Raw genomic sequence first — 22226 nt, forward strand, 5'->3', positions numbered from 1 at the left:
ACTGAATGAATAAGAAAAAACTGATGGCGCTACTGGCAAAGAAAGAGGCGAGAAAGGCTGAACTGGTAACCCGTTCGGCAACTGTAGAAGTTGTAGCTGAGCTGCGGAGCATCAATTCAGAGATGGATGCTTTGAACAGTGAAATCGCTGAGCTTCGCGGCATTATCGACAGCATGCCTGATGATCAAGAGGAACCGCCTGCCGGTGGAAACACACAGCCGGAACAACGTGCAGCGGGACAAGTTCCTGCCGGAAACCCTGGACTGGCTCAGGTGCTGGCCTCCTTTGGACTGGCTCCGGTGGCGCAGCAGCGCTCCAACGAACCGCAAGACCCGTACTCCACGCTTGAATACCGGAACGCCTTCATGGTCTTTGCAAAGACTGGTGAAGTGAAACCGGAGCTTCGGGCCAATGCCATGACAACGACTACGGATGTATCGGCAGTGATTCCGACTACTATCCTGAACGAAGTCATTAAGAAAATGTCGGTTTACGGTCAAGTGTACAAACGGATTCGTAAGCTGAACATCAAGGTTGGCGTAAATGTTCCGATTCTTTCCCTGAAGCCAGTGGCGACATGGATCGGACAAGCTGCATCTTCGGACAAACAAAAGACTACAGCCAACACAAGTGTATCGTTCCTTTACTACGGATTGGAATGCAAGGTGTCCATTTCTCTCCTGGCCGACACTGTGACACTTGAAGGGTTTGAAACGACCATTACTGACTTAATTGTGGAAGCCATGATCCAAGCAATTGACCTATCAGTAATTAAGGGAACGGGAGTTGGCGGTCCTCTTGGTATTACTCTCGATCCTCGTGTACCAGCAGGGCATAAAGTTTCCATGACACCAACTGAATTCGCCAGCTGGGAGCAGTGGGCAAAGAAGGTTATGGCTAAGATGCCACTGGCTCATAAGGCGGGAGCGACGTTCATCATGGCTTCCGGAACATTCGAAGGCTACATCAACGGTATGGTAGACGAAAACGGCCAGCCGATCGGTCGGATCAACTATGGCATTACGGATGGGCCGCAGGAGCGCTTTGGCGGCAAGGAAGTCATCCTGGTTGAGGATGATGTCATTACCCCGTATGCGGACGCAGCGACGGGCGATGTAGTGGGCATTTACTGCAACCTGGGCAACTACGCTTTCAACAGCAATCTGCAAATGACCATGTTCCGTTACTTTGACCACGATACGAACGAATGGGTAGACAAAGCGATTCTGATTGCGGACGGCAAACTGCTGAATGCAGACTGCTGCGTGATTATCACGAAGGCAGCAGCATCCTAATAAACAGGGGCCGCAAGGCCCCATAAAGGTGGTGAAAACGATGGCTAAGAAAACACAGGCTGCTAAGATTGAAGGCGTTGATCTTTCTAACCAGGCGAGTGAAACCGTATTGCTCTGGAAGGCTACACGCGAACTGTCTGCAGAAGAGCATGAACAGCTTGCCGTTAAGCTGCGGCAGGAGCAGGAGCACAGCGGGATTAAAATTGTGCTGGTGCCGTTGTCCGTTGACGCAGAAGTGGCCGAGCTGACTGCTGAAGAGTTGGAGGCATTGACTGCTGCAGAGCCAGCAGCGCAGCCGGAGCCGACAGCTGAACCGGATAAAGGCGGGGATGAGTAATGACGGACGCAGAGCTGCTGATTGAATGTAAAGTCGGCCTGGGTTACTCTAGCGCTGCCAATGAAGCGATTGATAGACCACTGATGCAGAAGCTGGTGGCTGTGAAATCGTATTTGCGCGGCGCGGGAGTCACACCAGAAATGCTCGAAGATCCTCTCGCCATCAGCGTCATCGTCATGGGCGTAAGTGATCTATGGGAAGTGAAGTCGGGGGAAGTCAAATTCTCCCCGGCATTTTTTACATTGTCGAATCAACTGGCGATGAGGTGAAGACATGCGATTAGACAGTGAAATTACTCTGCTTGGCGGGATGACCAGCGGCAAGAATGCGATGGGGGATGCCATTAAAGCCCCGAGCCGGAGAAAAATCTTTGCTGAAAAGAATTCCATTCGGCAATCCGAGTTCTATCAGGCGGCTTCTACTGGACTGAAGCCGGAGCTATCCTTCACAGTCTGGACCCTGGAATATCAGGGAGAGAAGAGTTTGGAATTCGAAGGTGTGGCGTACACCATCATCCGCACATTCGACAAAAATGACAGAGAGATGGAGCTGATCTGCTCCGGTCTTACCAATGGGGTGACGTAATATGGCTCGAATGCAACGGGCAGTGCGGTCAAGCCGCAACGGTGTGGAGTTTATCAGCAACATAGACCGCACTCAATATACCATGAAGCGGCTGCAGGCGGCGGCGCTGACCGAAATCGGCAGCTATATCCGCAAGAAGATGATCGCAAAGGCGAAGCTGCAGAGGAATATGAAGCGATCCAAGCGGATCGCGGCTTCCTTTCAGTATTGGCGGCGGAAGCGGGAGAACGATTTGCAGATCGGGATTAAGCATAACACCTGGTACGGAGTGAACCAGGAGCTGGGTACACGCAATCATCCCAAAAAGGCCATTCTGATGAATACCGTCTTTGAGAACATTGATGATATTCGCCGGATCGCCGGGATCTACATCGCCTCCATCGAAGACGAGAACAAGGCTGCCGGTCTGATTAATGAGGACGGGAGCTGGTAGGCATGAGCAAGATGGTTTTAATCCGTATGGCGATCAATGCGCTGCTTGACCCGGTTCATCCGGGCATTTACTACGAAATCGCGCCTTCCGATGCGGAGTACCCATTGGGTGTGTTTAATCTTCCCAATTCGTATGATGACGGAAGCATGGAGAACTTCGTGCTGGAGGTAGATGGCTGGGATGCTCCGGCTGACGGGGATACAACAGCGCTTGAAATCCTTATGGATCAGATGGATAAGGCCATTCACAAACAAGTCATTCGCACCAGTGGGATGGCTTTTATTTTTTACCGCGAGAACCGGCTGCCGCTGGACGATCCCGATAAGCGGCTTCGCGGCCGCAGGATCATTTATCAATTGCGAACATTTGGAGGAGGTTAACCGATGGCAGTATATTCGGGGTTTACAAGTTCCACCGCAGATCACCTGGTCATTGATTCCGGGGCGTTCTACAAAAACTATGATTTGGCTACCGGAGTCGGTACGCTGCTGGGGGCGACGAGAGGCGGCGGGGAATTCTCCGCAAAGCCCACGGTCCGCGCCATTGAAGTGGATGGCGTAAAGGGCCGGGCAAAGGGGCTGAATGCCATTGATGCCTGGGAAGTCTATATCAAGGCCACGCTGCTGGAAATCACCCCGGAGAGCTTAGCCGCCGCGCTGAGCACCGGCAGTGTCGATTCTGACAGCAATGAACAGTATCATGTCATCACTGCGGGGAACACGCTGCAGCTGACAGATTACATCGACAATATCACCTGGGTCGGGCGGTTGTCCGGCAGCAATAATCCGGTGGTCATCCAGATTTTCAATGCGCTGAGCACCGACGGCGTGACGCTGACCACGGCAGACAAGTCGGAAAGCCTTCTGCCGGTGAATTTCGCTGCTCACTATGATGCGGCGGATCTGGACAGGGTTCCTTTCGCTGTCTATTATCCGAAATTAACCGTGGATACGACACCTCCTACCGTCACCGTAACGCCTGCGGACGGGGCAACGGCGATTCCGGTAGCCGCGAATGTGGTTTGGACCTTCAGCGAGGCGATTAACCCTTCAGCGGTCAATCCGGCCAACTTCCTTCTGTTCGAAGCAGAAGACGGCACGCTGATTCCTGGATCGCTATCGCTCAATGTGGCGAAGACAGTCGTTACGCTGAATCCAACAGCAAATTTGGCCGCAGATACGGCTTATGTCGCAATGGTCACGGCAAACGTGAAGGATCTCAAGGGGAATGCACTGGCGGCGAATACCGCAACTAGCTTTATAACGGCATAACAGCGAGGGGGCAGCGATGCCCTCTTTCTTTATGACCACAATCACACTGGAGGAATGAACCATGCAAGTGCGTGCGCTGAAAACGAAGGATATTTTCCCAATGTCGCGGATTTTAAAGAAAATCGGCTTGAAAGATGTGATCCGTGAAGCGGCGGCAAATATGGCCGCGAATGCGAAGGCGGCAAACAAGTCGGAGGATAAAAAAAGTGCTGCAGCTTCCGCTCAGATGAAGCTTGGTGCGGATATTGTGGCCACTTTGTTTGAGAACCTGTACCTGGCTGAAGAGGAGACCAATGCATTCCTTGCGGATCTGGTCGGATTGAAGCCGGAAGAGTTTGCGGAACTGGAGCTGACGGAAACGCTGGGGATCATTGACCAGCTGAAGGGTTCAAAAGTGTTCGCAAGTTTTTTGAAACAAGCAAGTCAATAGACGAGGTTGAGGTCATTGACTTGCTGCTGCACCGCTATGGCTCGATAGATTACATCCTGGAGATGGGCTATGAGAGCGGCGTGGAGCAGATCCTGAAGGCTTACGAGAAGGAGACAGAGCAAAAGCAGTGGGATCTTTACCTCATGCGCTATCAGCACATGACGAAGAATGATTTCGTGCCATTCTCTGAATTTGTGCAGAAGCCTGCTCAGAAGGCTTCCGCAAGCACCAAGACCAAAGAAGAAATCTTAGAGGATGCGGAAATGATCCTGGCATCCTTCCGGAAGGCGGGGTGAAGCCGTGGAAATCTTTCGTCTATTCGGCTCCATTTTTATCGACTCCGGTGGTGCGGATGACACGCTTGACCATATCGACGAGCGGGGGAAGTCAGCCGGAGCCAGGTTAACTGATATTGCGAAGCTGGCCGGGGCTGCAGGGCTGGCGCTTGGCGCGATGGGTGTCGGTGTTGGAGTGGCGGCTGTAAGCTTCACTGATGACTTCCGCAAGTCAATGAATGGTCTGGCTGCCGAGACCGGAGCGACTACAGAAGAAATGAAAGGATTCGAAGAATCAGCCAAGCGGCTCTATAACAACGGCATGGGCGAGGATTTTCAGGATATCGCTAAGTCCATGGCGCTCGTGAAGCAAACCACGGGCCAAACCGGTGCTGAGCTGGAGAAGCTGACCAACTATGCGCTGCTGCTTCGCGATACTTACGAATATGAAGTGAACGAATCGGTGCGGTCCAGCGACAAGCTCATGAAGCAGTTCGGTCTTTCCGGCGAGGAGGCTATGGGTCTAATCGCGGAAGCATCACAAAAGGGCTTGAATTATGCCGACGATCTGTTACCAACCATTGACGAATATTCCGTTTACTTTGCTCAAGCTGGTTTCTCAGCATCCGAAATGTTCGGCGTATTTGAAAATGCGAAAAATGCTGGGGTATTTAACCTAGATTACGCAGCGGATGCCGTTAAGGAATTCGGTATCAAGATGACGGAAAGCGGTGACGCGACCACACAGGTTCTGAATCAAATGGGCCTGGATGGAGCGGGGCTACAGGCTCAATTCGCCAAAGGCGGCGACGGAGCGCGGGAAGCCTTCAGTAAAGTGGCAGAAGCACTCAGCCAGGTCGATGACAAGCAGGAGCAAATCGCATTAGGTGTGTCGCTCTTTGGAACCAAGTTTGAGGATGTCGGCGCGGCTGGTGTGCTGGCGATGACGGAGCTGAACACTTCCATCACCGGCACGAACGGGGCGCTGGAGAGCATCAATGCTGTGAAGTACGACACCTTTGGCGAGGCGATGAGCGGGATCAAGCGCCAGCTGGAGACCGGGATACTGCTGCCATTAGGTGAGAAGATCCTGCCGAAGCTGAACGAATTCGCTGACTGGATCAGCGGTCATATGCCTGAGATCCAGGCGGGGATCAATGCAGCCATTGAGGGAGCCGGGAAAGCGTTCGATGGCTTGAGTGCGGCCATTGGCTGGGTGATCGACAACGGGAATATCCTCCTGCCGGTTGTCATCGGCCTCACGGCGGCGATTGCGGCTCAGTCCGTCATTAATACGGTGACAATGGCTTATAAGGCATGGAAGGCCGCCACAACCGCGCAAACCACCGTTCAATGGCTGCTGAACGCCGCCATGAATGCGAATCCTCTTGGACTGGTGGCAATCGCCATCGGAGCTGTGGCGGCAGGCGCGTATCTGCTTATCAAGAACTGGGAGCCTGTCTCTGAGTTCTTCGTTAATCTATGGGCTTCGGTTACAGAGATTACGTCTGCAGCCTGGGAAGGGATAAAATCATTTTTCACCGGACTATGGGACTGGATGGTTTCATTCCTGACGGAGTGGGGTCCGGCCATCCTTTCTGTGATTGCGCCGTTCCTGGGCATCCCCCTACTGATCATTCAGCATTGGGACACAATTAAAGCGTTCCTGCTGGAACTGTGGGACGGTATCAAGGCCGCAGCCAGTGCAACATGGACCGCAATCAAGGAAACGACAGAGCGGGTCTGGAACGGACTCAAGGCGTTTCTGGTGGGGTTGTGGGATGGAATCAAGTCATCTGCTGCAGCCGCCTGGGATGGCATTAAGTCGGCTATATCGACGGTTATCAGTGTTACAGTGTCGTGGATCAAGGACACTTGGAACGGTGTGTTGAATTGGTTCCGGGAGTTGCCGGGGAAATTGTACAATATCGGGACGGATATGTTCTCCCGGATGCGGGATGCGGTTTCCACGGCGATTGTCACCGTGAAGACAGCGATTGTAACCGGCATGACATCGGCTATGGACTATCTGAAGAAGCTCCCGGCACAAATGCTGCAGATGGGCAAGGACATCATCCAGGGGCTGATCGACGGCATCAAGAATATGATTGGCGGTGTCGGAAATGCGATTTCCAGTATCGCCAGCAAGATCACCGGCGGTATTCGTGACGCACTGGACATCCATTCTCCATCCCGCGTCATGCGCTCCCTGGGGAATGACACAGGCGAGGGCTATGTTATCGGCCTGGAGGACAAGATATCCGCCATACAGGAGCAGTCAGACGCGATGGCAGCGGCGGCATTGCCTTCCACAGAGGATATGGACGCAGGAAGCTATACGGCAAGCGTAACAGGCGCTGGCGGCTATGGGAGCGCTGGGTCAGATCAAGAGAAGTATATTGTTGTGCAGATTAATGTCGATGGAAACAATGTTGCAACGGCCATCGCTAAGCCGATGAGCGCCGCGCTTGGAGCATTGACACGATCACTTGGACGGAGCGGAGGGGTGGCGACGATTTGATAAATCTCATTACGTTAGACGGCAGAGGGCTGATTGAATTCGGGCTTACCCCTCAGCCGGGACATGAACATTCCATGCTGCCGGACAGCGTGAGCCGGACAAAGGCCATTGCTGGCCGTCACGGCCTGTATGACTTCGGAAGCACATTGACCTCCCGGCGCTTCGTTTTTCCGCTGATCTTCGCCCAGGAGACGAGCAGATATGAGCTGCAGCAGCGGATTAGGGCATTTTCGGCATTTCTCTTGGACGCTTATGCCCGGCCACGAGAGATGAAGATGATTTTTAACTATGAACCGAATGTCTATTACATGGTCAAATATGACGGATCGCTCACTCCGGATCGGCTGTTCGAGCGGGGTTCCTTCAAGCTGCCGCTGGTGGCACATGATCCCTTTGCCCGTTTCATCATCAATCCGGGAGATATTACGCTGGATTCGGACATCATACTGGATTCAGGCATTCGCCTGGACGACGAGTACGGCTTTACAGTGGCTGGTCCCGGCAATGTAGAGGTCAACAACTTCGGGACACTGGCTGCCCAGCCGGAGATAGTTGTCCAGGGGAGCTTCACAACGTTGTCCATCACCGCAAATGGGAAGACTTTCGGTTTCGGGGCTTCCGTTGCCGGACAGACACTGGTTATAGACGGGGAGCAGATGAAGGTGAAGCTTGGCGGGGCAAACGCCTTATGGAGCATGTCGGGGCATTTTGTAGACCTGTTGCCGGGAGTGAATCAAGTCACTATAGGAGGGACTGGGCTTAATTGCACGGTCTCTTTTAATTTCAAACCGAAGTATGCATAGGAGGTGTGGGTCATGGCAGAGTTAGAAGATTTACAGGGAACACAGAAGTTGCGCGAGGCCTGGCCGATCATCGAGCGTAACGAGCAAGCAATTAACGACGATATTATCAACCATAAGGCTTCCGGTGCCGCCCATGCCGCCGAAAGCATAACCTATTCTGGGCCGGTTGCGGGTGCGGCCAACATCAAGCAAGCCGTGGATTCCCATGTCCAATCTGAGTCAGCTCATGCGGCGGAGCACATTGCTTACGCCGGGGCTGTTATCGGAGCGGACAATATCAAGCAGGCTGTGGACTTGGAAAAGCAGCGTGTGGATACGCTCGTCATTAACGGCGATAGCAGCGCTGCTGCAGCTGAAGCGGCGATCGACACCGAGGGTGTAAATCACGGTACTTTGAACAATCGGCTGGGCTCAGATTACACTAAGCTTAGTACGCAGTTGGCGGAAACTGGCGATCAACTGTCATCACAATGGGTCAACGCCTTATTCCCTCCTGCCCCATTAATGCCTATTATAAGCGGCGGTGTGATTGATGCAGCACCGGCTATTCAAGCAGCGAATAATTATGCCGCATCCTTTAATCCAAGAAAACGAGTGTTTGTCCCTCAAGGAGTCTATAAAATTGCAAGCGATGTTACAATAACCTGCGATTTTGATTCAAAAGGTGCTTTTATGATTCATGCTGGGGGTAAATTTAAAACTGTCGGATCTGGAATCAGTGTACACAGTTTTATGGCTATTGTAGTCGATATATCTATCGATTATGACATTTTACTGTGGCAAGCATCCAACTCCGATTTATACTCTGCATTCATCACTTATGACGGGCCAGTGACTGATGTTCCAAAGTTTACGGCTATAAATTTCCAGCCAGGTGCTTTTCCGGCAGGCGTGTGGGATGTGACGGTGCATGATGCATACATTAGCAATCCAAAGGTAGGTATCCAACTAAAATCAGATGGATATGTGACCGACATCACTATCAAAAACACTACAATTCGCGGTTATTATGATTACGGGATCAAATTTGATAACTCAGCATATAACCCTACTCTCGGTAACACCATCCTTTACTGCACGCTGCAGGGTATCAATTTCCAAAACAATCGGACGTCAACCAATACCAAAACGTGCTTACACTTAGATGGCATGGGGCATTTAGTAGATGATATTAAGATGTTTAATGATCAGCCTACAAAAGGTATTCACTACGCGATTACTGCTGCTGACTCCATTCTGGATGGCTTTGTGACCAGCCTAGACACGATTAACCTAGCCGTACACTGTACGGGCAACACCGCAACGAAGATTTCGAATGTGCGTGCAGAAGGTATAGTCGATTTAGGAAAAATGCGAAATTTGTATAAGCTGGATAATGTGCATGTATATCAAGCTCTTAACACATCTCATTATGAAAACTACAATTTTCATTATGATTATGGGCCAGATTACTCGGAATACGAAGTGGATCTAGCAAATGTAACAGTGACTACAGCGTCACCGTCGAATATCAGCGTTGTAAAAGAAGACAAAAACTTGCGGGTCACGATGCACGAAACCGCCAATTTTCAAGTTTTAATGGACTTACCGCAGTATATTATCGATGCTGCTAACACATCAGGGTATTTAGTATTGGCTATGTCCACGGATCTTAGGACGAAGAATGCGGCATCTTCTTTCATAAATTTTGCGATAGCTCCTGATAATTTGACAATCATTCACCCTGTAAACCAGTCAACTAACTTGCGTCAAGACGGGAAAATAATGGCGCTATACAATCCTCTATCCGGAACTGCTGTTCCTGGTACGGCACTTGTTTATCTAAACGTAGACGGAACAGCAGGTGATACGTACAAGATAAACTGTGTCAAGGTTTACACGGAATTGGTCAATCCAATTAAGGAACTAACACCTTATTTGAAAAATGTTTAGGCGGTGACTTTTAATGAGAGCAAGCGGGAAAATAATCACTGTTGCAAGAACAGAAATTGTTACAAGTAGTATCCAATCTGCATCGGAAGAAATAGTAAGAATAATTGAGAACAAAATTGATAAAACGATAGACTTATTAATCGCATTTAGCGATTCTAATGGAACAGTCATTGACCGGGAAGCCGTAGTTATTAAAAATGAAAATTATGAACTTCTTATGGCAGAGTCGCCTGCTTTTGCCCCTGGAAAGCCGGCTAATGAGTATAGAGAGGCTGACATATGGCATATTGTAGATCTGATTCGCTCTAATTAGGCGGTAGATCAAGTTGCTCTCTTAAAACTGTGTGCAAATCGATAATTGTACATTTAGTTCCTGATAGGATCCCTGAAAGAGTGTCCGACACTGGCTTATTAATTTCTTCAAACATTAAGATTTTTGAATAGTTAGCCTTCAAAACGTTGAATAGACCTTCAATTTCTGGTCCTGAAAATGTTTTGTTACCAACCGAGAACTCAGATCCAGGTCCTGATAATGTAACGTTTTGAAAAACTATTCCTCCGATATTGCCATAATTTATATTGGTTTCATTGATGGGAATTTGTGCTGTTAAATTGCGATGTTTATTTTCATTAGTTAGTGCATTTAAGTCGCTAATCCAAGATCTAATGTAAGGTTGGGCATTTTCAAGAACGCGAATAACATGAATATTTGTCAATCCTATGAAATTGTTTCTAATACAATCATCAAAAGCATTTTTAGTCTTTCTAATAGGGAAATACACTTTATGATATGGACCGTGATTTCCAGTACAGTATTCGTTGAAAATAGCATTTGCTCCATAGTCTAGCGGAGATCTGCAATTTTCCAAAAAGCTTTTTATTAACACTTTGATTTCTGGCAATTTACTTGAATTGATCGCAGCATTTTTTCCTTTTCGAGGATTTGACCGAGAAGTGTTTCTGCATAAGCTAAACATGCAATAGAATCTTCATACCAGCGCATATTTTTATCCCTACTTTCATTTAGTATTAGATTATTATAAAAGAAGGTGGTTGTCATAGAAACGTGTAGAGATATTTTTTATGAACTATTGAGGGATTGGAAAGTAGCTGAGGAGGCTGCAGCTAGCCAATTTTCCAGCAGTCTAACGGATTTCGAAGAAATATCAGAAAGAAATAAGAGATATATATCCCGTTTTGAGAAGGCATTTAAAGAATGAACGGTTGGACCATACTGCGCACTACCGATAACAGAAAACGGGCATTAAAAAAGAGCTGCCGGATTACTCCTGCGGCTCTTTTTTGTACTCCAATAAGTCATTCGGTGTCACATCAAGATAATCGCAAAGCTTCAGAATCAGGTCCCTGGGGAACCGTTCCATTTTGTTCTTGTGCAGCAACCGGACAGAATCGAACCGGTAATCAATGGCTCTCGCCACTTCCCGGATGGTTAGGCCCTTTTCATCCAAGATGCGTTCGAGTGCGGAATTCAGGCTGGACAATAGCATACACCTCCTTCAGTCCTATATTACACCAAATAATGACTCACAAAAAGGGTCAATAGTCCGGTGACACGTATAACGGGTCGTGATATTATAAAGACACGCTAAACGAGTCATTGGAGGTGCATCATGAACAATGTAAGTGAGCAACTGCTGTCCGATGTCGTGGCCGTGATTTATGACGCTTTCCCTGAATTAGAAGTTGAACGAACAAAGTCTATATTGTCCGCCGTTGTGGCTAAATATCATATTCAACGGGTGGAGGAAGATGAACCGCACCCGGATGGAACAGAGAAGATTCAGATGTTCCTATCATCCAAGCGTCTGGAAGGGCTCAGCCCATTAACGCTGGATGGATACTCTTTGGATCTACACATATTCTTCAAGCATGTGCGGAAGCGGACAGACAATGTTACAGCAGCCGATATTCGTGCATACTTGGGACAATTCCAGAACTTGAAAATGAGCACGATCGGGAAAAAGTTATCTGTGCTCAAAAGTTTCTTCGGTTGGCTCACATCAGAAGAGATACTGCCCCGGGACCCATCGGCTAAACTCAAGACTCCGAAATTGGAAAAGCGGCTGCCGAAGGCGCTGACGATTCCGGAATTGGAAATGCTGCGCGAAGCCTGCAAAACAGACCGTCAGAGGGCTTTTATCGAGATTATGTATGCTACCGGGTGCCGGTTGTCCGAGGTATACGGTATGGATCGAGATGCAATCAATCAGCAGTCCATGAGCTGCCGTGTCATCGGCAAAGGAAATAAAGAGCGCGAGGTTTATTTCTCCTTTAAGGCCATGTACCATTTGAACAAATACCTGAAGTCCCGGAATGACGACTGTGAAGCACTGATGGTCACAGAGCGGAAGGATTACCGCCGCCTGACCAAGCGAGGAATCCAGCGAGAAATTGCCGTCATCGCCCGGGCAGCTGGCCTGCAGGACAAGGTCAGTCCGCACGTGCTGCGGCACACTTTCGCAACGTTGACGCTCAATAATGGCGCTGAACTTGTGGCCGTGCAGGAGCTTATGGGCCATTCGGACCCGCAAACCACCCTGCGTTATGCACGGATTACAGAAGACCGTAAGCGGGAGCAGCACAAGCGATATCTGGTTCAGTAAAGCTTATAGAGAGGTGACGTTCACTTGATCAAGGTATATAACCAAAACATGCAGTTGGTGGCTTATCTGCAGAATGCTTTCAGTATCGGGTACGAAGAGCGCCTGAACGAAGTTTGGAGCGCTTCTTTCTCCTTACCAGCCGATGATGATAAGAATGCGGAGTGCCAGCCGCTGCGGTATGTGGAGATTTTTGACGGTGAGGAGCGGGTGGATCTGTTCCGGATCATGCCGACGAAGACCCAGCGGAGCTATGATGGTAGGACGATCACATACACCTGTGAACATGTTCTTGCCACGTTAATGGACGATATCATGTTCCAGTATCACCAGGTGGGAGGGTCCGGCGTACCTATCGGTAGCGTGATCCAATATATCCTCTCGAAGCAATCGACGCAGCGCTGGGAGTTCGATACCTGCGAATTCGACGATGAATTTGAGTACAACTACGAGAATGATAACCTCATATCCGCTCTGTTCGCCGTTACAGAGCCACTGGAATCGGATTATATGTGGACATGGGATACATCCACAACGCCATGGACGCTCAATTTGGTGCGGCCTGATACGCAGCCGAGCGCATGGATTCGATACGGGAAGAACCTTGAGGGAATCACGGTGGACGAGGACCCGACTCAGATCATCACACGGATATACCCATTGGGCTATGGAGAGGGTGTAAACCAGTTGACGATTACTGTGGTAAATCCTACCGGCCTTCCTTACATTGATGCGGACACCATCGGGCAATACGGTGTTATCTCGTACCCATACGTTGACCTGGCGATTGATAATGCCAACACCCTTTTTGCAACGGCGAAAGTTATCCTGGAGAAGATGAAGAGACCAAAGAGGACTTATAGCGTGGAGGGATTGGAGCTTTACAGATTAACTGATGATCCGATTGATAAATTCCGGACGGGAGCATTGGTGCGGATTATCGACGAAGAGCTAGGGATTGATATCATTGATCGGATACAGGTCCGGGGACGGCCAGATACTGAGGGTGCTCCTGGGGATGTGAAGTTAGAAATAGCGAATAAGGCGACCAGCCAAGCTACTGATACCAACAACCTGGCTAACCGGCAGCGGATCAGTGAAACGTATGCTCAGGGCGCGACGAACATTGATACTCAAAATTTTGCTGATAATTGTGATCCGGATCATCCGGCTGTCCTACAGGTATATGTGCCTGAAGGTACAGCAAGGATTAATAAGCTATCGCTTTCTTTCCAATCTGAGCCGTTTAGGGCGTACAGCAAGGCGATTGAAGCTGCACCTGCGACAACATCGGGACCAAGCAGTCGAGAAACCACGGCGGATGGCGGAGGGATTGTAGATACGAGAACCGGGGCTTACAAATTGGAATCTGGATATGCACCTGATCCAACAACGTATGAAGGAAGTCATAATCACGGAATTGCCAATGGAACCGCATTATCGACACCTGGAGGAGGGTTTGTAACTTGGGTGTCTCATCCAGGACATATTCACAATCCAGCGAACCACGGACATAGAATTGATCTGCCTGATCATACACACGAAATGGACCACACTCACGAAATACCAGAGCATACACATGAAATAGAATACGGGATATTCGAGGGTCCTAGTCCCGAAAGTATTGTCGTAACTGTTGATGGTAATTATGTTCCAGGAAACTCTACAAGTGTTACGGATTTAGATTTGATCCCGTATCTTTCGAAAGATAGCAATGGTCGAGTGCAACGCGGAATATGGCATATAGTGCAAATAGCGCCCGATTCACTCGGACGCATAGTAGCAAATGTAAATATGCAGTTTTTTGTAAATTCAAGAGGCGGCGGGGATTACTGAATATCTAATCCCAAAAACTTTGCAGCTGATTTCGAAAGATAAAGCGCACCATTTTTAATCATAACTTCATGTTGACCATCGACACTCGAATATACTCCTTCAACATTGCTTCCAGGCACAGAAAAAGAGATCGTAACACCATTTTTTTTGAATGTAAGGTCTCGTATTTTCCCAGAAGAAATTTGTACATCAACATCATAATTATCAACAAGGTTTCTTGCAGAGATCCAATCATCAGCATTAATCTCAGATGACACTGTATTTGATTCTTCAATAGTTGTTACGGGTGACTCATTAGCTTCCGTCATTTTGGTTTCTCCTTTCAAAAGATCAATAGATTTTGTGGTGTTGTCATATGCCAGTTCGTATCCGAGTATTTCGCTTACTTCCCGCACCGGTAGATATGTAGTGCCTTTGTAAACAAGCGGGTCGCTTTTCAAGCTTTGCTTCTGACCATCAATGCTAATCGTAAATTTTGCAAAGGCAGCTTGCACGGTTTGTGTGGTGGCAGCTGCAGCCATTCCGGCTGTACCAATGAGCATGCCAACCACTAGGCCGACAATAAGTTTTTTCAAGATTCTCAGCTCCTTTAATCCATATTACCATATATTTCGGCAAATGATGGGAAGGAGATTATATTACATATGGGAGGTGAGTTTCGGTTGACCATAAATAAATAGTATACAGATGGCACGCCCTTGTTGGCGTGTTTTTGCATTTCAGAGAGTTCAACTTGGAGAGGGGGGAAGACGATGCCAGGAGGAGGAGGAACGGTGGCTACAGAGGATAAGCTAGTTGAGATTCAAATTCAGTTAGCACGAATGGAAAAAACATTGGAAGCTGTCCCAACGCTGACCATTACCATTGAAACAACCCGTGATTTGGCGCGTGAGGCTATGCAATCGACAAAATCGGCTCATCACAGGTTAGACCGTATTGAGGACGGACAGCGGTGGCTTTGGCGTACTATCGGGGGATCAATCATTACCGTTGTTGCTGCTGCAATTGTAGTAGCTATCAGATTAGGAGGAAATTAGCGTGATCAAAGATAAATTTCCAATCGAACGTCGCTACATCAATAAGCGCCAGAATGTTCGGCCCGGCACCCGCCTCGTTTCGGGAACGCCGGGTTATTTAGTTGCTCACGATACAGGTAATCCCGGGGCGACGGCGGACAATCACTTCAATTATTTTCAAACACTGGTCAACAGATCAGCCTCAGCACAGGTCTTTATTGATGACGTAAAGATTCTGGAGATCATCCCAACTGGCACCGGCACCGATCCAGCCGAAAAAGCTTGGCATGTGCTGTACAATGTGACCACGGACAACAAGCTCTATGGTGACGATGCCAACGACATTGCCCTGGGAGTGGAATTGTGCTACGGCGGACAGATCAAAACCATTGAGGCGTACAATCGTTTTGTGTGGTATCTGGCCTTTTGCTGCGATAAGTGGAAGCTTAATCCCCTGACTCATATTCCGAGCCACAAGCAGTTGGACCCTACCCGCAAGAGCGATGTTGACCAGGCGTTGTCTACCATCGGCAAAACACTGAAAGAACTGCTTTATGACGTTGCTAAGGAAATGCAGGAGCAGCCGGTGGTAATCTCGCCGCCTGCAGCGGTGCAACTGTCAGCGGATGTCGCTCAGGCACTCATTGACGATTATGTATCCCCGGCGTGGTTCGCTGCCCGTCAAGCAGGCGATTCGGTAGGCACCCTGCACCTGCACAATCTGGCGAATAACCTGCGGAAAGCTGCATGTATTCCACTACAGCCAGGATCGGAAGCGCCGTTTGTTCAACTGCCGAAGAGTAATGTCCAGGAGTTGGTCTTCCGTTGGCTGTCTCCCGGCTGGCAGGCGGCAAAGGTGAAGAACGATAAAACGGCGATGGCTTATTACAACAATACGGCAAATCACCTGCGGGCTGCTGCAGGCATGCCCAAGGAATAGGAGAGGTTTTCATGCAAACAATTATTGATCAAGCTCAGCCTTACATCACAGCCATTGTCTTGGCGCTTATTGGCGTTCTCACCACCGTAATACTCAGATCCGTATCCTTGCTTCAGCTTAAAGCAGATGCGTGGTTTGATGCAAAACTTAATGTTCAGCAGCGGGAAATGCTTCATAGAATTGCTGCAGAGGGCTTTGCTTATGCTCAGACGGTTTACAAGGAGCTTGGCGGGGAGGACAAGCTGCAGCAAGCATTGGCTTATGCTGCTGATCAATTGGAGACGCGCGGAATAAAAATTTCCAAAGAGGAAATCAGGGCAGCAGTCGAGGATGCTTACTTGAAATACAAGGCCACAGTGCTGACAAAACAGTGAGCCATCTTCTACCGAAACTTCTACCGTCATGAAAAACCAAAGCAGAACTTGAAGAACCTTAAACGTAGATAACACGCGAAAATGAATACTAATAAAACCTAATAAACACCATGAAAACCGCCGTTTTCCGCACTCGTAATGCGTAGGCCGGGGGTTCAATTCCCTTCACCAGCATGTTTACTAATTCGATTATGGCGCGGTTTCCGGGGTTCCGGGGGCCGCGCTTTTTTTTATTTTTCTAACATTCTTCTACCCCTTACTCGAGTAAAATAACTGATGAATCCGGGCCACCAGCTTTTGGCCGGCATTGGCTTCAATAAGCGTGACATCCCAGAATACCGCATTGGTTCGAGGGTCGGCAGCATCGTTGAAGACGGCAATCGTCAGCTCCTGCTTGCCTTCAAGCGGCACCTGGAAAGATAACGGCTGATTCTCACCCGGTACGATATTCACATCCATGGAGTAAATCTCTTCTCCGTCGGCGCTGATAATGACACGGCTGCTGCCGCTGCTTGTCGGATTTATAACGTCGTCAGGGACTGCGAGATTACCAGAAAACTCCTTGAACTGTCCATCAAGACGCAGTGAAAACTCGTGGTTTCTCGGATTATCACGGCTGTATAGATTGATCGCCGGTTCGATCCGCTCCTGCGCTGCAGTGAAACCGATGAGTCTTGGTTCCCACCGCAGTTCGCCTTTTTCAAGGGGGAGCTGATCCAGCGCTATAATCTTGCCGCGGCCATTATCCAGATAATGATTAAGACCACTCACGGCGGAGTAGACGGCCACAGTCAGGACTGCTCCGGAGAACAGGAGTTTGAGTAAACCTCTTGGCGTCGTACGATCGCGGCGGACCAGCTGCTGAGCACCGTAGCCGACAGTCGCACCCAGCGTATTAATGACGATATCGTTAATATCGAATGCGCCCAAATGGGTCGCCATCTGGATCAGCTCAACTCCGGTAATGGCTGCCAAGAAGACCAGGAGAAACGGCAGGAACCGGCAGCGGATCAGTAGCGGAATCAATATTCCAAACGGTACGAATGCCAGATAGTTCCCCAGGTTAAATAACCAAAGATTCGAATAACCATCGCCCGGAAACCTCAGCGGAATCCCGTCAAATGCCAAATGATAACGCAAGCCCGTCTCCGGCAGAGCCGATGAGCGGTTGAAGCCAACGAATAAGAAAAAAAGAGTAAGGACTGTATATAGCCCGAACCCGATCCAAGCGGCGGTCCTTGTTTTCCCTTGAAACATGATGTATGACCTCCCTTTATAGCTCAGTTTAGTGTCTTCTACTGTACATAGATAAAATTAAACAGGAATTGTTACATGCGCCGATCCCAGCCTCGAAATCTGTGAGAACAAAATAGCCATCTCCGCCGGAGAGAGATCGAAATCCCGTTGAATCCAGAACTGCATTGTCCCCACATAGGCTGAAGCAAGATACGCAAATAAGTACTGCTGTTTCACAGGGATATCTGCGGACTCAATCTGCTGATGGTTTACGCGATAGGCATTAATGAACTGCTGATTGATCAGCTCTGTCATTTGAAGCGAGAGATTGGTGTCGCCCCCGAAGCCCAGGAATATTTTGAAAAAATGCTTTTGCTCAAGGACATACTCGAATGGGCGTACATAGCCTAAGGGCGGGTCAATGAAGGGTTCCCTGCTTTCACGGGTGTGGCCAAGCTTCTTTATAATGCTGTTGAACTGCTCCAGTACCTCGTTTTTATACTGCTCATAGAAATCATGAATGTCCTGATAGTGCAAATAAAAGGTCCCTCTGTTTAATCCGGCTGTTTCCGTCAGTTCTTTAACAGTGATGGTTTCAAGTGGTTTTTTTGAAGCCAGATCAAGCAAAACCTCCCGTAAAAGAGTCCGGGTCCTTAGAATCCGGCGGTCTGTTTTTTCGTTCACTGTGAATTCCTCTCCTAAATAAAATAATAACTTTACTAATCATTCTGCAGCTTGCCGTTGATTAATGAACATAACGATTGGTTGTGATCATCGATATTTTGGTTGTTCTGATTATAATCAGCAGGTAAAAGTTAATCAACACGATGTTCAGTAAAGGGAGAGCTGATATGAATAGTCAGTACAAACAGAATGAGGTGTCTCAGCGGAGGTCGTTCATCCTTACGCTTATGGCTATTATTCCCGGAATGATGATGGTGATGATAGACAGCACCGCCATGAACGTAGCTATCCCCAGCCTGACTAAGGATTTTGGAGTTTCCTTTAGCACCTTGCAATGGGTGATTACAGGTTATATGCTGGCCATGTCGGTGACCATTCCGCTGGCTGGATGGTTCTCGGACAGGCTCGGCTCAGCAAAAGCTTATCTTATAACCATAGTCTTGTTTGTTTTGGGATCGCTGCTATGTGCGCTGGCCCAGAACTCCCTGCAGTTAACGATTTACCGGATCATTCAAGGGCTTGGTGGGGGAATGGTTCAGCCGATAGGAATGGCTATGATTTTCCGGCTTGCACCGGAGAATAAGAGAGGGCAGGTCATGGGTATGCTGGGTATCCCTATGCTGCTGGCACCGGCCTCCGGACCTGTCTTGTCAGGCTGGCTGTTAGAATCAATAGGCTGGCAATGGATATTTCTCATTAATCTTCCATTGGGAGGGATTACTGTTTATTTAGGCATACGTTATTTGCTTAAGGCAAATGCACTGCGACCAGCCCAATCCGCGTATGATAAGCAATCCTTGGATATAGCCGGCTTTTTCCTGGCTCCTATAGCCTTTGTTTTACTAGCTTTAAGCATAAATGTGGATGCTTCCCAATGGCTTCTTTGGTTATTGAGGGCAGTCAGTGTCATACTGCTAATCTGGCTGTGGTTTCATGAGAATAGACATCCACAGCCGATCCTGGCTCTTCAGGCATTCCGAAAGGTTAGCTTTCGAAGAGGAATATTTGTAAGCTGGATTCAATATGCGGCTCTAAACGGATCTCTGGTCTTTATCCCGCAGTACCTTCAGCATTTTAAGGGGTATAGCCCGTTTCAGGCAGGTCTGGTCATGAGTATGCTGGCTATCACGTCCGGGCTGCTAATGCCGGTTGGCGGAAGGCTGTTTGATAAGGTAGGTATACGCCCGCTTGCCGGCTTGGGTTTAGGGACGATTTCTATGGCTTTATTCCTGCTGTCACAAATAGGCCAGAACGTAGGAGGCGGGCTGATTGGAGGAATGGTAGGGCTGCTCGGAATCGGAATGGGCCTTTGTATGATGTCTCTTAATACCTACATCCTGCAATCGGCTCCTTCGGAACTAATCAGCCGTGTTACACCTTTGACCTCAGCAAGCTCCAACCTGGTGATCCCTATTGCCATTGCAGGCTTGAGCAACTTCCTGGCACTCCGGGCTAACGCGCGGATAACGATGGCAGGCGGCAATACACTATTGGCAGAAATGAAAGGGTACTCCGATACCTTTCTGTTAGCGGCCTGCATTGCTCTGTCAGGCGCATTGTTCAGTCTGCGGCTGGGGGCAAAACGTCATTCGTAGTGCGGGTTCAGGAAGTTTTGATTCAGTCAATTCAGGAACTTGGATATGCGGATGAACTTCAAGTGGGGGATAAACTCCAAAAAGCTGATGGAATCAACCTTACGATTGATAAGGTTGAGTTCGTTAAACTGGATAAACCAGTTACAGTTTATAACTTTACGGTTGCCGACTTTCATACGTATTATGTGACGGATTTGGGTGTTTGGGTTCATAATACAGATGGATGTCTTCGTCATGAAGCGAAGTACCTTGGTTTGGGAAAACATGCTCCTGGTTCGACTTCAGTTGTTCATATGCCTGACGGAACTACAGTACCCGCTACGAAAATGTGGCTTAGAAATAATGGCACAGGGACTTTTCATGGATATCCTGCACCATAAGGAGGATTGTAATGTCATTTTTCATACAAGCAAGTTGTCCAAAGAATTCAGACAATGTCAGTTTTGAAGCTGAAACTTTATCAGATGCTGTAGAAAACTCATTCCCACTTTTAACAGAGTCTGCTATTATCTTTTGGAATAATATTCCCCTATTTCTTAGTTATAAATATGACTTATGTTTAATGATTGATGATATTTTGGATGTACTAGAAGCATTAAGAATTAAAGAATTTGGCAGCAAAGATGTTTATTGGGTTTCAAATACTTTTGCCCATATATGGCATTTTAAATGGGTTTCAGGGCAACTGGGGATAAGTGCTGAATGGGGAGTTATAAATGACAGCACTGAACGCATTTTGAGAGATAGTGGAAGTGTCAATATTTCAATACAATCATTTGGATTCGAATGGAAAAGAGTTATCTATAACATTATTGTTACGTTAAAGAAGGCAGGCTTTGAAGAAAGTAGGATAGAAGGTATGAGTCGTCTAATCCAAGAATACAACTTCATTAGAAATGAAGGGTATTTGTATCAATAAGGCAACGTGAAAGCTAGCCACCTTGCTCTCTAGACGGAAATTCGTTAATTTCCGGTAGGAGCCGATACTCCACACAACAAAAAACCGCCGGGAATCCCCGGCGGCATTACAAGGGGGCGATAACGCCCCTTTTTCTATACTTAGAAACTAAAGTCCTCATCACGCAGCGGCTCCACGTTCAGCGCACGGACGTAGCCGTTGCCTTTTTTGGAGAAAAAGTCATGCTGCTTGGTGTGGGTGCTGATCCCGTTCTGGACAATCGGGTTGATCTCTTCCTCGTCGAACAGCGGGTCGTGGCCCAGGTTCATCATCGCCTTGTTGGCGTTGTAACGCAGGAAGGTCTTCACTTCCTCCACAAGTCCGATTGGCGCGTAAATCTGCTCGGTGTATTGCTCCTCGTTGGCATGCAGCAGACGCAGCAGCCCAACGAGGGTCTGGTACACGTCACGCTGGTCGTCCTCGGACAGCTCCTCGAAAATCTCCTGAGCCAGCACGCCAACGTAAACGCCGTGGATGCTCTCGTCGCGCAGGATCAGGTCGATGATCTCGCCGCTGCAGGTCATTTTGCCCTGGCCGGCCAGGTAGAGCGGGTAGAAGAAGCCGCTGTAGAACAGGTAGCTCTCCAGCAGGACGGAAGCCGCCATCGCCAGGTAGAGGTCCTTGGGAGTTTCGATTTTTTTGTAATACTCGGAAATGGTCTGGGCCTTGAACTGCAGGAACGTGTTGTCCTCCACCCAGCGGAAGATGCCGTCGATCTCCTCAGTGGAAGCCAGCGTCGTAAAAATACTGCTGTAGGACTTCGCATGAATCTGCTCCATCATCCCCATGAAGCCGAGCACCGCCTTGCGCTGCAGGCCGTCTACATGCTCCATAATCTGCGGCATCCCTACGCCGCCTTGCACGGTGTCGAGCAGGGTGAGCCCGCCCAGCACCTTCATATAAGAGTCCTTTTCGGTGTCGCTCAGCGTCAGCCAGGACATTTTGTCATCGGATAATGGAATTTCGTCGTCGGTCCAGAACTGCATAATATTCTGGTTCCAGAACATCAGCGAGAAGTCGTCATCGGGACGGTTCCAGTTCACGGCTTGAATTGCGCTCATAATGGTCTAATCTCCCTTTCTGT

Annotated in this window: 27 protein-coding genes; 20 read left to right on the forward strand and 7 right to left on the reverse strand. The window is 48.7% G+C overall.

Annotation, left to right across the window (positions count from 1 at the left end):
• Positions 1-5: 5 nt before the first annotated feature.
• The 12 genes from AC4G46_RS02280 to AC4G46_RS02335 all read left to right on the forward strand — a co-directional run bounded on the left by AC4G46_RS02280 (position 6) and on the right by AC4G46_RS02335 (position 9882).
• Positions 6-1295, forward strand: a complete 1290-nt coding sequence (locus AC4G46_RS02280; RefSeq protein WP_491126506.1) for a phage major capsid protein — start codon at positions 6-8, stop codon at positions 1293-1295.
• 40 nt (positions 1296-1335) lie between these two features.
• Entirely contained in the window at positions 1336-1632 is a 297-nt protein-coding gene (locus tag AC4G46_RS02285; protein WP_491126507.1) for a hypothetical protein, read from the forward strand.
• Positions 1632-1901, forward strand: coding sequence for a hypothetical protein (locus tag AC4G46_RS02290; RefSeq protein WP_491126508.1), 270 nt, complete (start codon positions 1632-1634; stop codon positions 1899-1901). The genes AC4G46_RS02285 and AC4G46_RS02290 overlap by 1 nt, the downstream gene beginning before the upstream one ends.
• Positions 1902-1905: 4 nt before the next feature.
• On the forward strand, positions 1906-2217 hold the full coding sequence (locus AC4G46_RS02295; RefSeq protein ID WP_491126509.1) for a phage head closure protein: 312 nt from the start codon (positions 1906-1908) through the stop codon (positions 2215-2217).
• 1 nt (position 2218) lies between these two features.
• The gene (locus tag AC4G46_RS02300) at positions 2219-2650 is read left to right on the forward strand and encodes an HK97-gp10 family putative phage morphogenesis protein (RefSeq protein WP_491126510.1); all 432 of its coding nucleotides are present in this window, start codon (positions 2219-2221) and stop codon (positions 2648-2650) included.
• Positions 2651-2652: 2 nt separating this feature from the next.
• Positions 2653-3030, forward strand: a complete 378-nt coding sequence (locus AC4G46_RS02305) for a hypothetical protein (protein ID WP_491126511.1) — start codon at positions 2653-2655, stop codon at positions 3028-3030.
• A 3-nt stretch (positions 3031-3033) separates the two neighbouring features.
• Positions 3034-3921: an Ig-like domain-containing domain gene (locus AC4G46_RS02310; protein WP_491126512.1), complete on the forward strand. Its 888-nt coding sequence runs from the start codon at positions 3034-3036 to the stop codon at positions 3919-3921.
• Between the two features lie 61 nt (positions 3922-3982).
• Positions 3983-4351 carry a hypothetical protein gene (locus AC4G46_RS02315; RefSeq protein WP_491126513.1) on the forward strand — a complete coding sequence of 123 codons (369 nt, stop codon included), beginning with the start codon at positions 3983-3985 and terminating at the stop codon, positions 4349-4351.
• A 20-nt stretch (positions 4352-4371) separates the two neighbouring features.
• Entirely contained in the window at positions 4372-4647 is a 276-nt protein-coding gene (locus AC4G46_RS02320; protein WP_491126514.1) for a hypothetical protein, read from the forward strand.
• Positions 4648-4651: 4 nt separating this feature from the next.
• A complete protein-coding gene (locus AC4G46_RS02325; protein ID WP_491126515.1) occupies positions 4652-7147 on the forward strand; it encodes a phage tail tape measure protein in 2496 nt (831 codons plus the stop codon).
• Entirely contained in the window at positions 7144-7950 is an 807-nt protein-coding gene (locus AC4G46_RS02330; protein WP_491126516.1) for a phage tail domain-containing protein, read from the forward strand. Before AC4G46_RS02325 ends, AC4G46_RS02330 begins: the two co-directional genes overlap by 4 nt.
• Before the next feature lie 12 nt (positions 7951-7962).
• Complete coding sequence (locus AC4G46_RS02335) at positions 7963-9882, forward strand: hypothetical protein (RefSeq protein WP_491126517.1); 1920 nt, start codon at positions 7963-7965, stop codon at positions 9880-9882.
• Here AC4G46_RS02335 and AC4G46_RS02340 read toward each other — a convergent pair.
• The 3 genes from AC4G46_RS02340 to AC4G46_RS02350 form a co-directional block, all read right to left on the reverse strand.
• Positions 9856-10053 carry a hypothetical protein gene (locus AC4G46_RS02340; protein ID WP_491126518.1) on the reverse strand — a complete coding sequence of 66 codons (198 nt, stop codon included), beginning with the start codon at positions 10051-10053 and terminating at the stop codon, positions 9856-9858. The two genes, AC4G46_RS02335 and AC4G46_RS02340, sit on opposite strands and share 27 nt — an antisense overlap.
• Before the next feature lie 134 nt (positions 10054-10187).
• Complete coding sequence (locus tag AC4G46_RS02345; RefSeq protein ID WP_491126519.1) at positions 10188-10784, reverse strand: hypothetical protein; 597 nt, start codon at positions 10782-10784, stop codon at positions 10188-10190.
• Between the two features lie 381 nt (positions 10785-11165).
• Entirely contained in the window at positions 11166-11384 is a 219-nt protein-coding gene (locus AC4G46_RS02350) for a helix-turn-helix domain-containing protein (RefSeq protein WP_491126520.1), read from the reverse strand.
• Between the two features lie 129 nt (positions 11385-11513).
• On the opposite strand from AC4G46_RS02350, the gene AC4G46_RS02355 reads away from it, so the two are divergent.
• The gene (locus AC4G46_RS02355) at positions 11514-12506 is read left to right on the forward strand and encodes a tyrosine-type recombinase/integrase (RefSeq protein WP_491126521.1); all 993 of its coding nucleotides are present in this window, start codon (positions 11514-11516) and stop codon (positions 12504-12506) included.
• A gap of 24 nt (positions 12507-12530) precedes the next feature.
• On the forward strand, positions 12531-14339 hold the full coding sequence (locus AC4G46_RS02360) for a phage tail spike protein (RefSeq protein WP_491126522.1): 1809 nt from the start codon (positions 12531-12533) through the stop codon (positions 14337-14339).
• Here AC4G46_RS02360 and AC4G46_RS02365 read toward each other — a convergent pair.
• Positions 14333-14914, reverse strand: coding sequence for a stalk domain-containing protein (locus AC4G46_RS02365; RefSeq protein WP_491126523.1), 582 nt, complete (start codon positions 14912-14914; stop codon positions 14333-14335). The genes AC4G46_RS02360 and AC4G46_RS02365 overlap by 7 nt on opposite strands.
• A gap of 198 nt (positions 14915-15112) precedes the next feature.
• On the opposite strand from AC4G46_RS02365, the gene AC4G46_RS02370 reads away from it, so the two are divergent.
• Genes AC4G46_RS02370 through AC4G46_RS02380 form a run of 3 tightly spaced genes read left to right on the forward strand, consistent with a single transcriptional unit; the run spans position 15113 to position 16669 of the window.
• On the forward strand, positions 15113-15376 hold the full coding sequence (locus tag AC4G46_RS02370; protein ID WP_052421614.1) for a hemolysin XhlA family protein: 264 nt from the start codon (positions 15113-15115) through the stop codon (positions 15374-15376).
• Position 15377: 1 nt separating this feature from the next.
• Positions 15378-16295 carry a peptidoglycan recognition protein family protein gene (locus tag AC4G46_RS02375; RefSeq protein ID WP_491126524.1) on the forward strand — a complete coding sequence of 306 codons (918 nt, stop codon included), beginning with the start codon at positions 15378-15380 and terminating at the stop codon, positions 16293-16295.
• Positions 16296-16306: 11 nt separating this feature from the next.
• Positions 16307-16669: a phage holin, LLH family gene (locus AC4G46_RS02380; RefSeq protein WP_491126525.1), complete on the forward strand. Its 363-nt coding sequence runs from the start codon at positions 16307-16309 to the stop codon at positions 16667-16669.
• A gap of 249 nt (positions 16670-16918) precedes the next feature.
• Here the strand turns inward: AC4G46_RS02380 and AC4G46_RS02385 are convergent, their stop codons facing one another.
• The gene (locus AC4G46_RS02385) at positions 16919-17926 is read right to left on the reverse strand and encodes a VanZ family protein (RefSeq protein WP_491126526.1); all 1008 of its coding nucleotides are present in this window, start codon (positions 17924-17926) and stop codon (positions 16919-16921) included.
• 57 nt (positions 17927-17983) lie between these two features.
• Positions 17984-18589, reverse strand: a complete 606-nt coding sequence (locus AC4G46_RS02390) for a TetR/AcrR family transcriptional regulator (protein WP_491126527.1) — start codon at positions 18587-18589, stop codon at positions 17984-17986.
• Between the two features lie 167 nt (positions 18590-18756).
• Here AC4G46_RS02390 and AC4G46_RS02395 point away from each other — a divergent pair, with 167 nt between their 5' ends.
• From AC4G46_RS02395 to AC4G46_RS02405, 3 genes are read left to right on the forward strand one after another with little or no spacing between them, the layout of a single operon-like run.
• Positions 18757-20184, forward strand: coding sequence for an MDR family MFS transporter (locus tag AC4G46_RS02395; protein ID WP_491126528.1), 1428 nt, complete (start codon positions 18757-18759; stop codon positions 20182-20184).
• 17 nt (positions 20185-20201) lie between these two features.
• A complete protein-coding gene (locus tag AC4G46_RS02400; protein ID WP_491126529.1) occupies positions 20202-20564 on the forward strand; it encodes a polymorphic toxin-type HINT domain-containing protein in 363 nt (120 codons plus the stop codon).
• Positions 20565-20575: 11 nt separating this feature from the next.
• Positions 20576-21103 (forward strand): hypothetical protein, encoded by a 528-nt coding sequence (locus AC4G46_RS02405; protein WP_491126530.1) that lies wholly within the window; start codon positions 20576-20578, stop codon positions 21101-21103.
• A gap of 140 nt (positions 21104-21243) precedes the next feature.
• On the opposite strand, the gene nrdF is transcribed toward AC4G46_RS02405, so the two are convergent.
• Complete coding sequence (gene nrdF / locus AC4G46_RS02410) at positions 21244-22203, reverse strand: class 1b ribonucleoside-diphosphate reductase subunit beta (protein ID WP_042172438.1); 960 nt, start codon at positions 22201-22203, stop codon at positions 21244-21246.
• Positions 22204-22226 lie beyond the last annotated feature (23 nt).

It is taken from the genome of Paenibacillus sp. fava2 (genome assembly GCF_058313675.1).

What these genes read in the sequence shown, in the direction of transcription:
- AC4G46_RS02290 (WP_491126508.1), top strand. Translation starts at nt 1,632, where the DNA reads ATGACGGACGCAGAGCTGCTGATTGAATGTAAAGTCGGCCTGGGTTAC.
- AC4G46_RS02355 (WP_491126521.1), top strand. Translation starts at nt 11,514, where the DNA reads ATGAACAATGTAAGTGAGCAACTGCTGTCCGATGTCGTGGCCGTGATT.
- AC4G46_RS02285 (WP_491126507.1), top strand. Translation starts at nt 1,336, where the DNA reads ATGGCTAAGAAAACACAGGCTGCTAAGATTGAAGGCGTTGATCTTTCT.
- AC4G46_RS02305 (WP_491126511.1), top strand. Translation starts at nt 2,653, where the DNA reads ATGAGCAAGATGGTTTTAATCCGTATGGCGATCAATGCGCTGCTTGAC.
- AC4G46_RS02335 (WP_491126517.1), top strand. Translation starts at nt 7,963, where the DNA reads ATGGCAGAGTTAGAAGATTTACAGGGAACACAGAAGTTGCGCGAGGCC.
- AC4G46_RS02310 (WP_491126512.1), top strand. Translation starts at nt 3,034, where the DNA reads ATGGCAGTATATTCGGGGTTTACAAGTTCCACCGCAGATCACCTGGTC.
- AC4G46_RS02395 (WP_491126528.1), top strand. Translation starts at nt 18,757, where the DNA reads ATGAATAGTCAGTACAAACAGAATGAGGTGTCTCAGCGGAGGTCGTTC.
- nrdF (WP_042172438.1), bottom strand. Translation starts at nt 22,203, where the DNA reads ATGAGCGCAATTCAAGCCGTGAACTGGAACCGTCCCGATGACGACTTC.
- AC4G46_RS02295 (WP_491126509.1), top strand. Translation starts at nt 1,906, where the DNA reads ATGCGATTAGACAGTGAAATTACTCTGCTTGGCGGGATGACCAGCGGC.
- AC4G46_RS02280 (WP_491126506.1), top strand. Translation starts at nt 6, where the DNA reads ATGAATAAGAAAAAACTGATGGCGCTACTGGCAAAGAAAGAGGCGAGA.
- AC4G46_RS02340 (WP_491126518.1), bottom strand. Translation starts at nt 10,053, where the DNA reads ATGACTGTTCCATTAGAATCGCTAAATGCGATTAATAAGTCTATCGTT.
- AC4G46_RS02300 (WP_491126510.1), top strand. Translation starts at nt 2,219, where the DNA reads ATGGCTCGAATGCAACGGGCAGTGCGGTCAAGCCGCAACGGTGTGGAG.
- AC4G46_RS02380 (WP_491126525.1), top strand. Translation starts at nt 16,307, where the DNA reads ATGCAAACAATTATTGATCAAGCTCAGCCTTACATCACAGCCATTGTC.
- AC4G46_RS02385 (WP_491126526.1), bottom strand. Translation starts at nt 17,926, where the DNA reads ATGTTTCAAGGGAAAACAAGGACCGCCGCTTGGATCGGGTTCGGGCTA.
- AC4G46_RS02405 (WP_491126530.1), top strand. Translation starts at nt 20,576, where the DNA reads ATGTCATTTTTCATACAAGCAAGTTGTCCAAAGAATTCAGACAATGTC.
- AC4G46_RS02315 (WP_491126513.1), top strand. Translation starts at nt 3,983, where the DNA reads ATGCAAGTGCGTGCGCTGAAAACGAAGGATATTTTCCCAATGTCGCGG.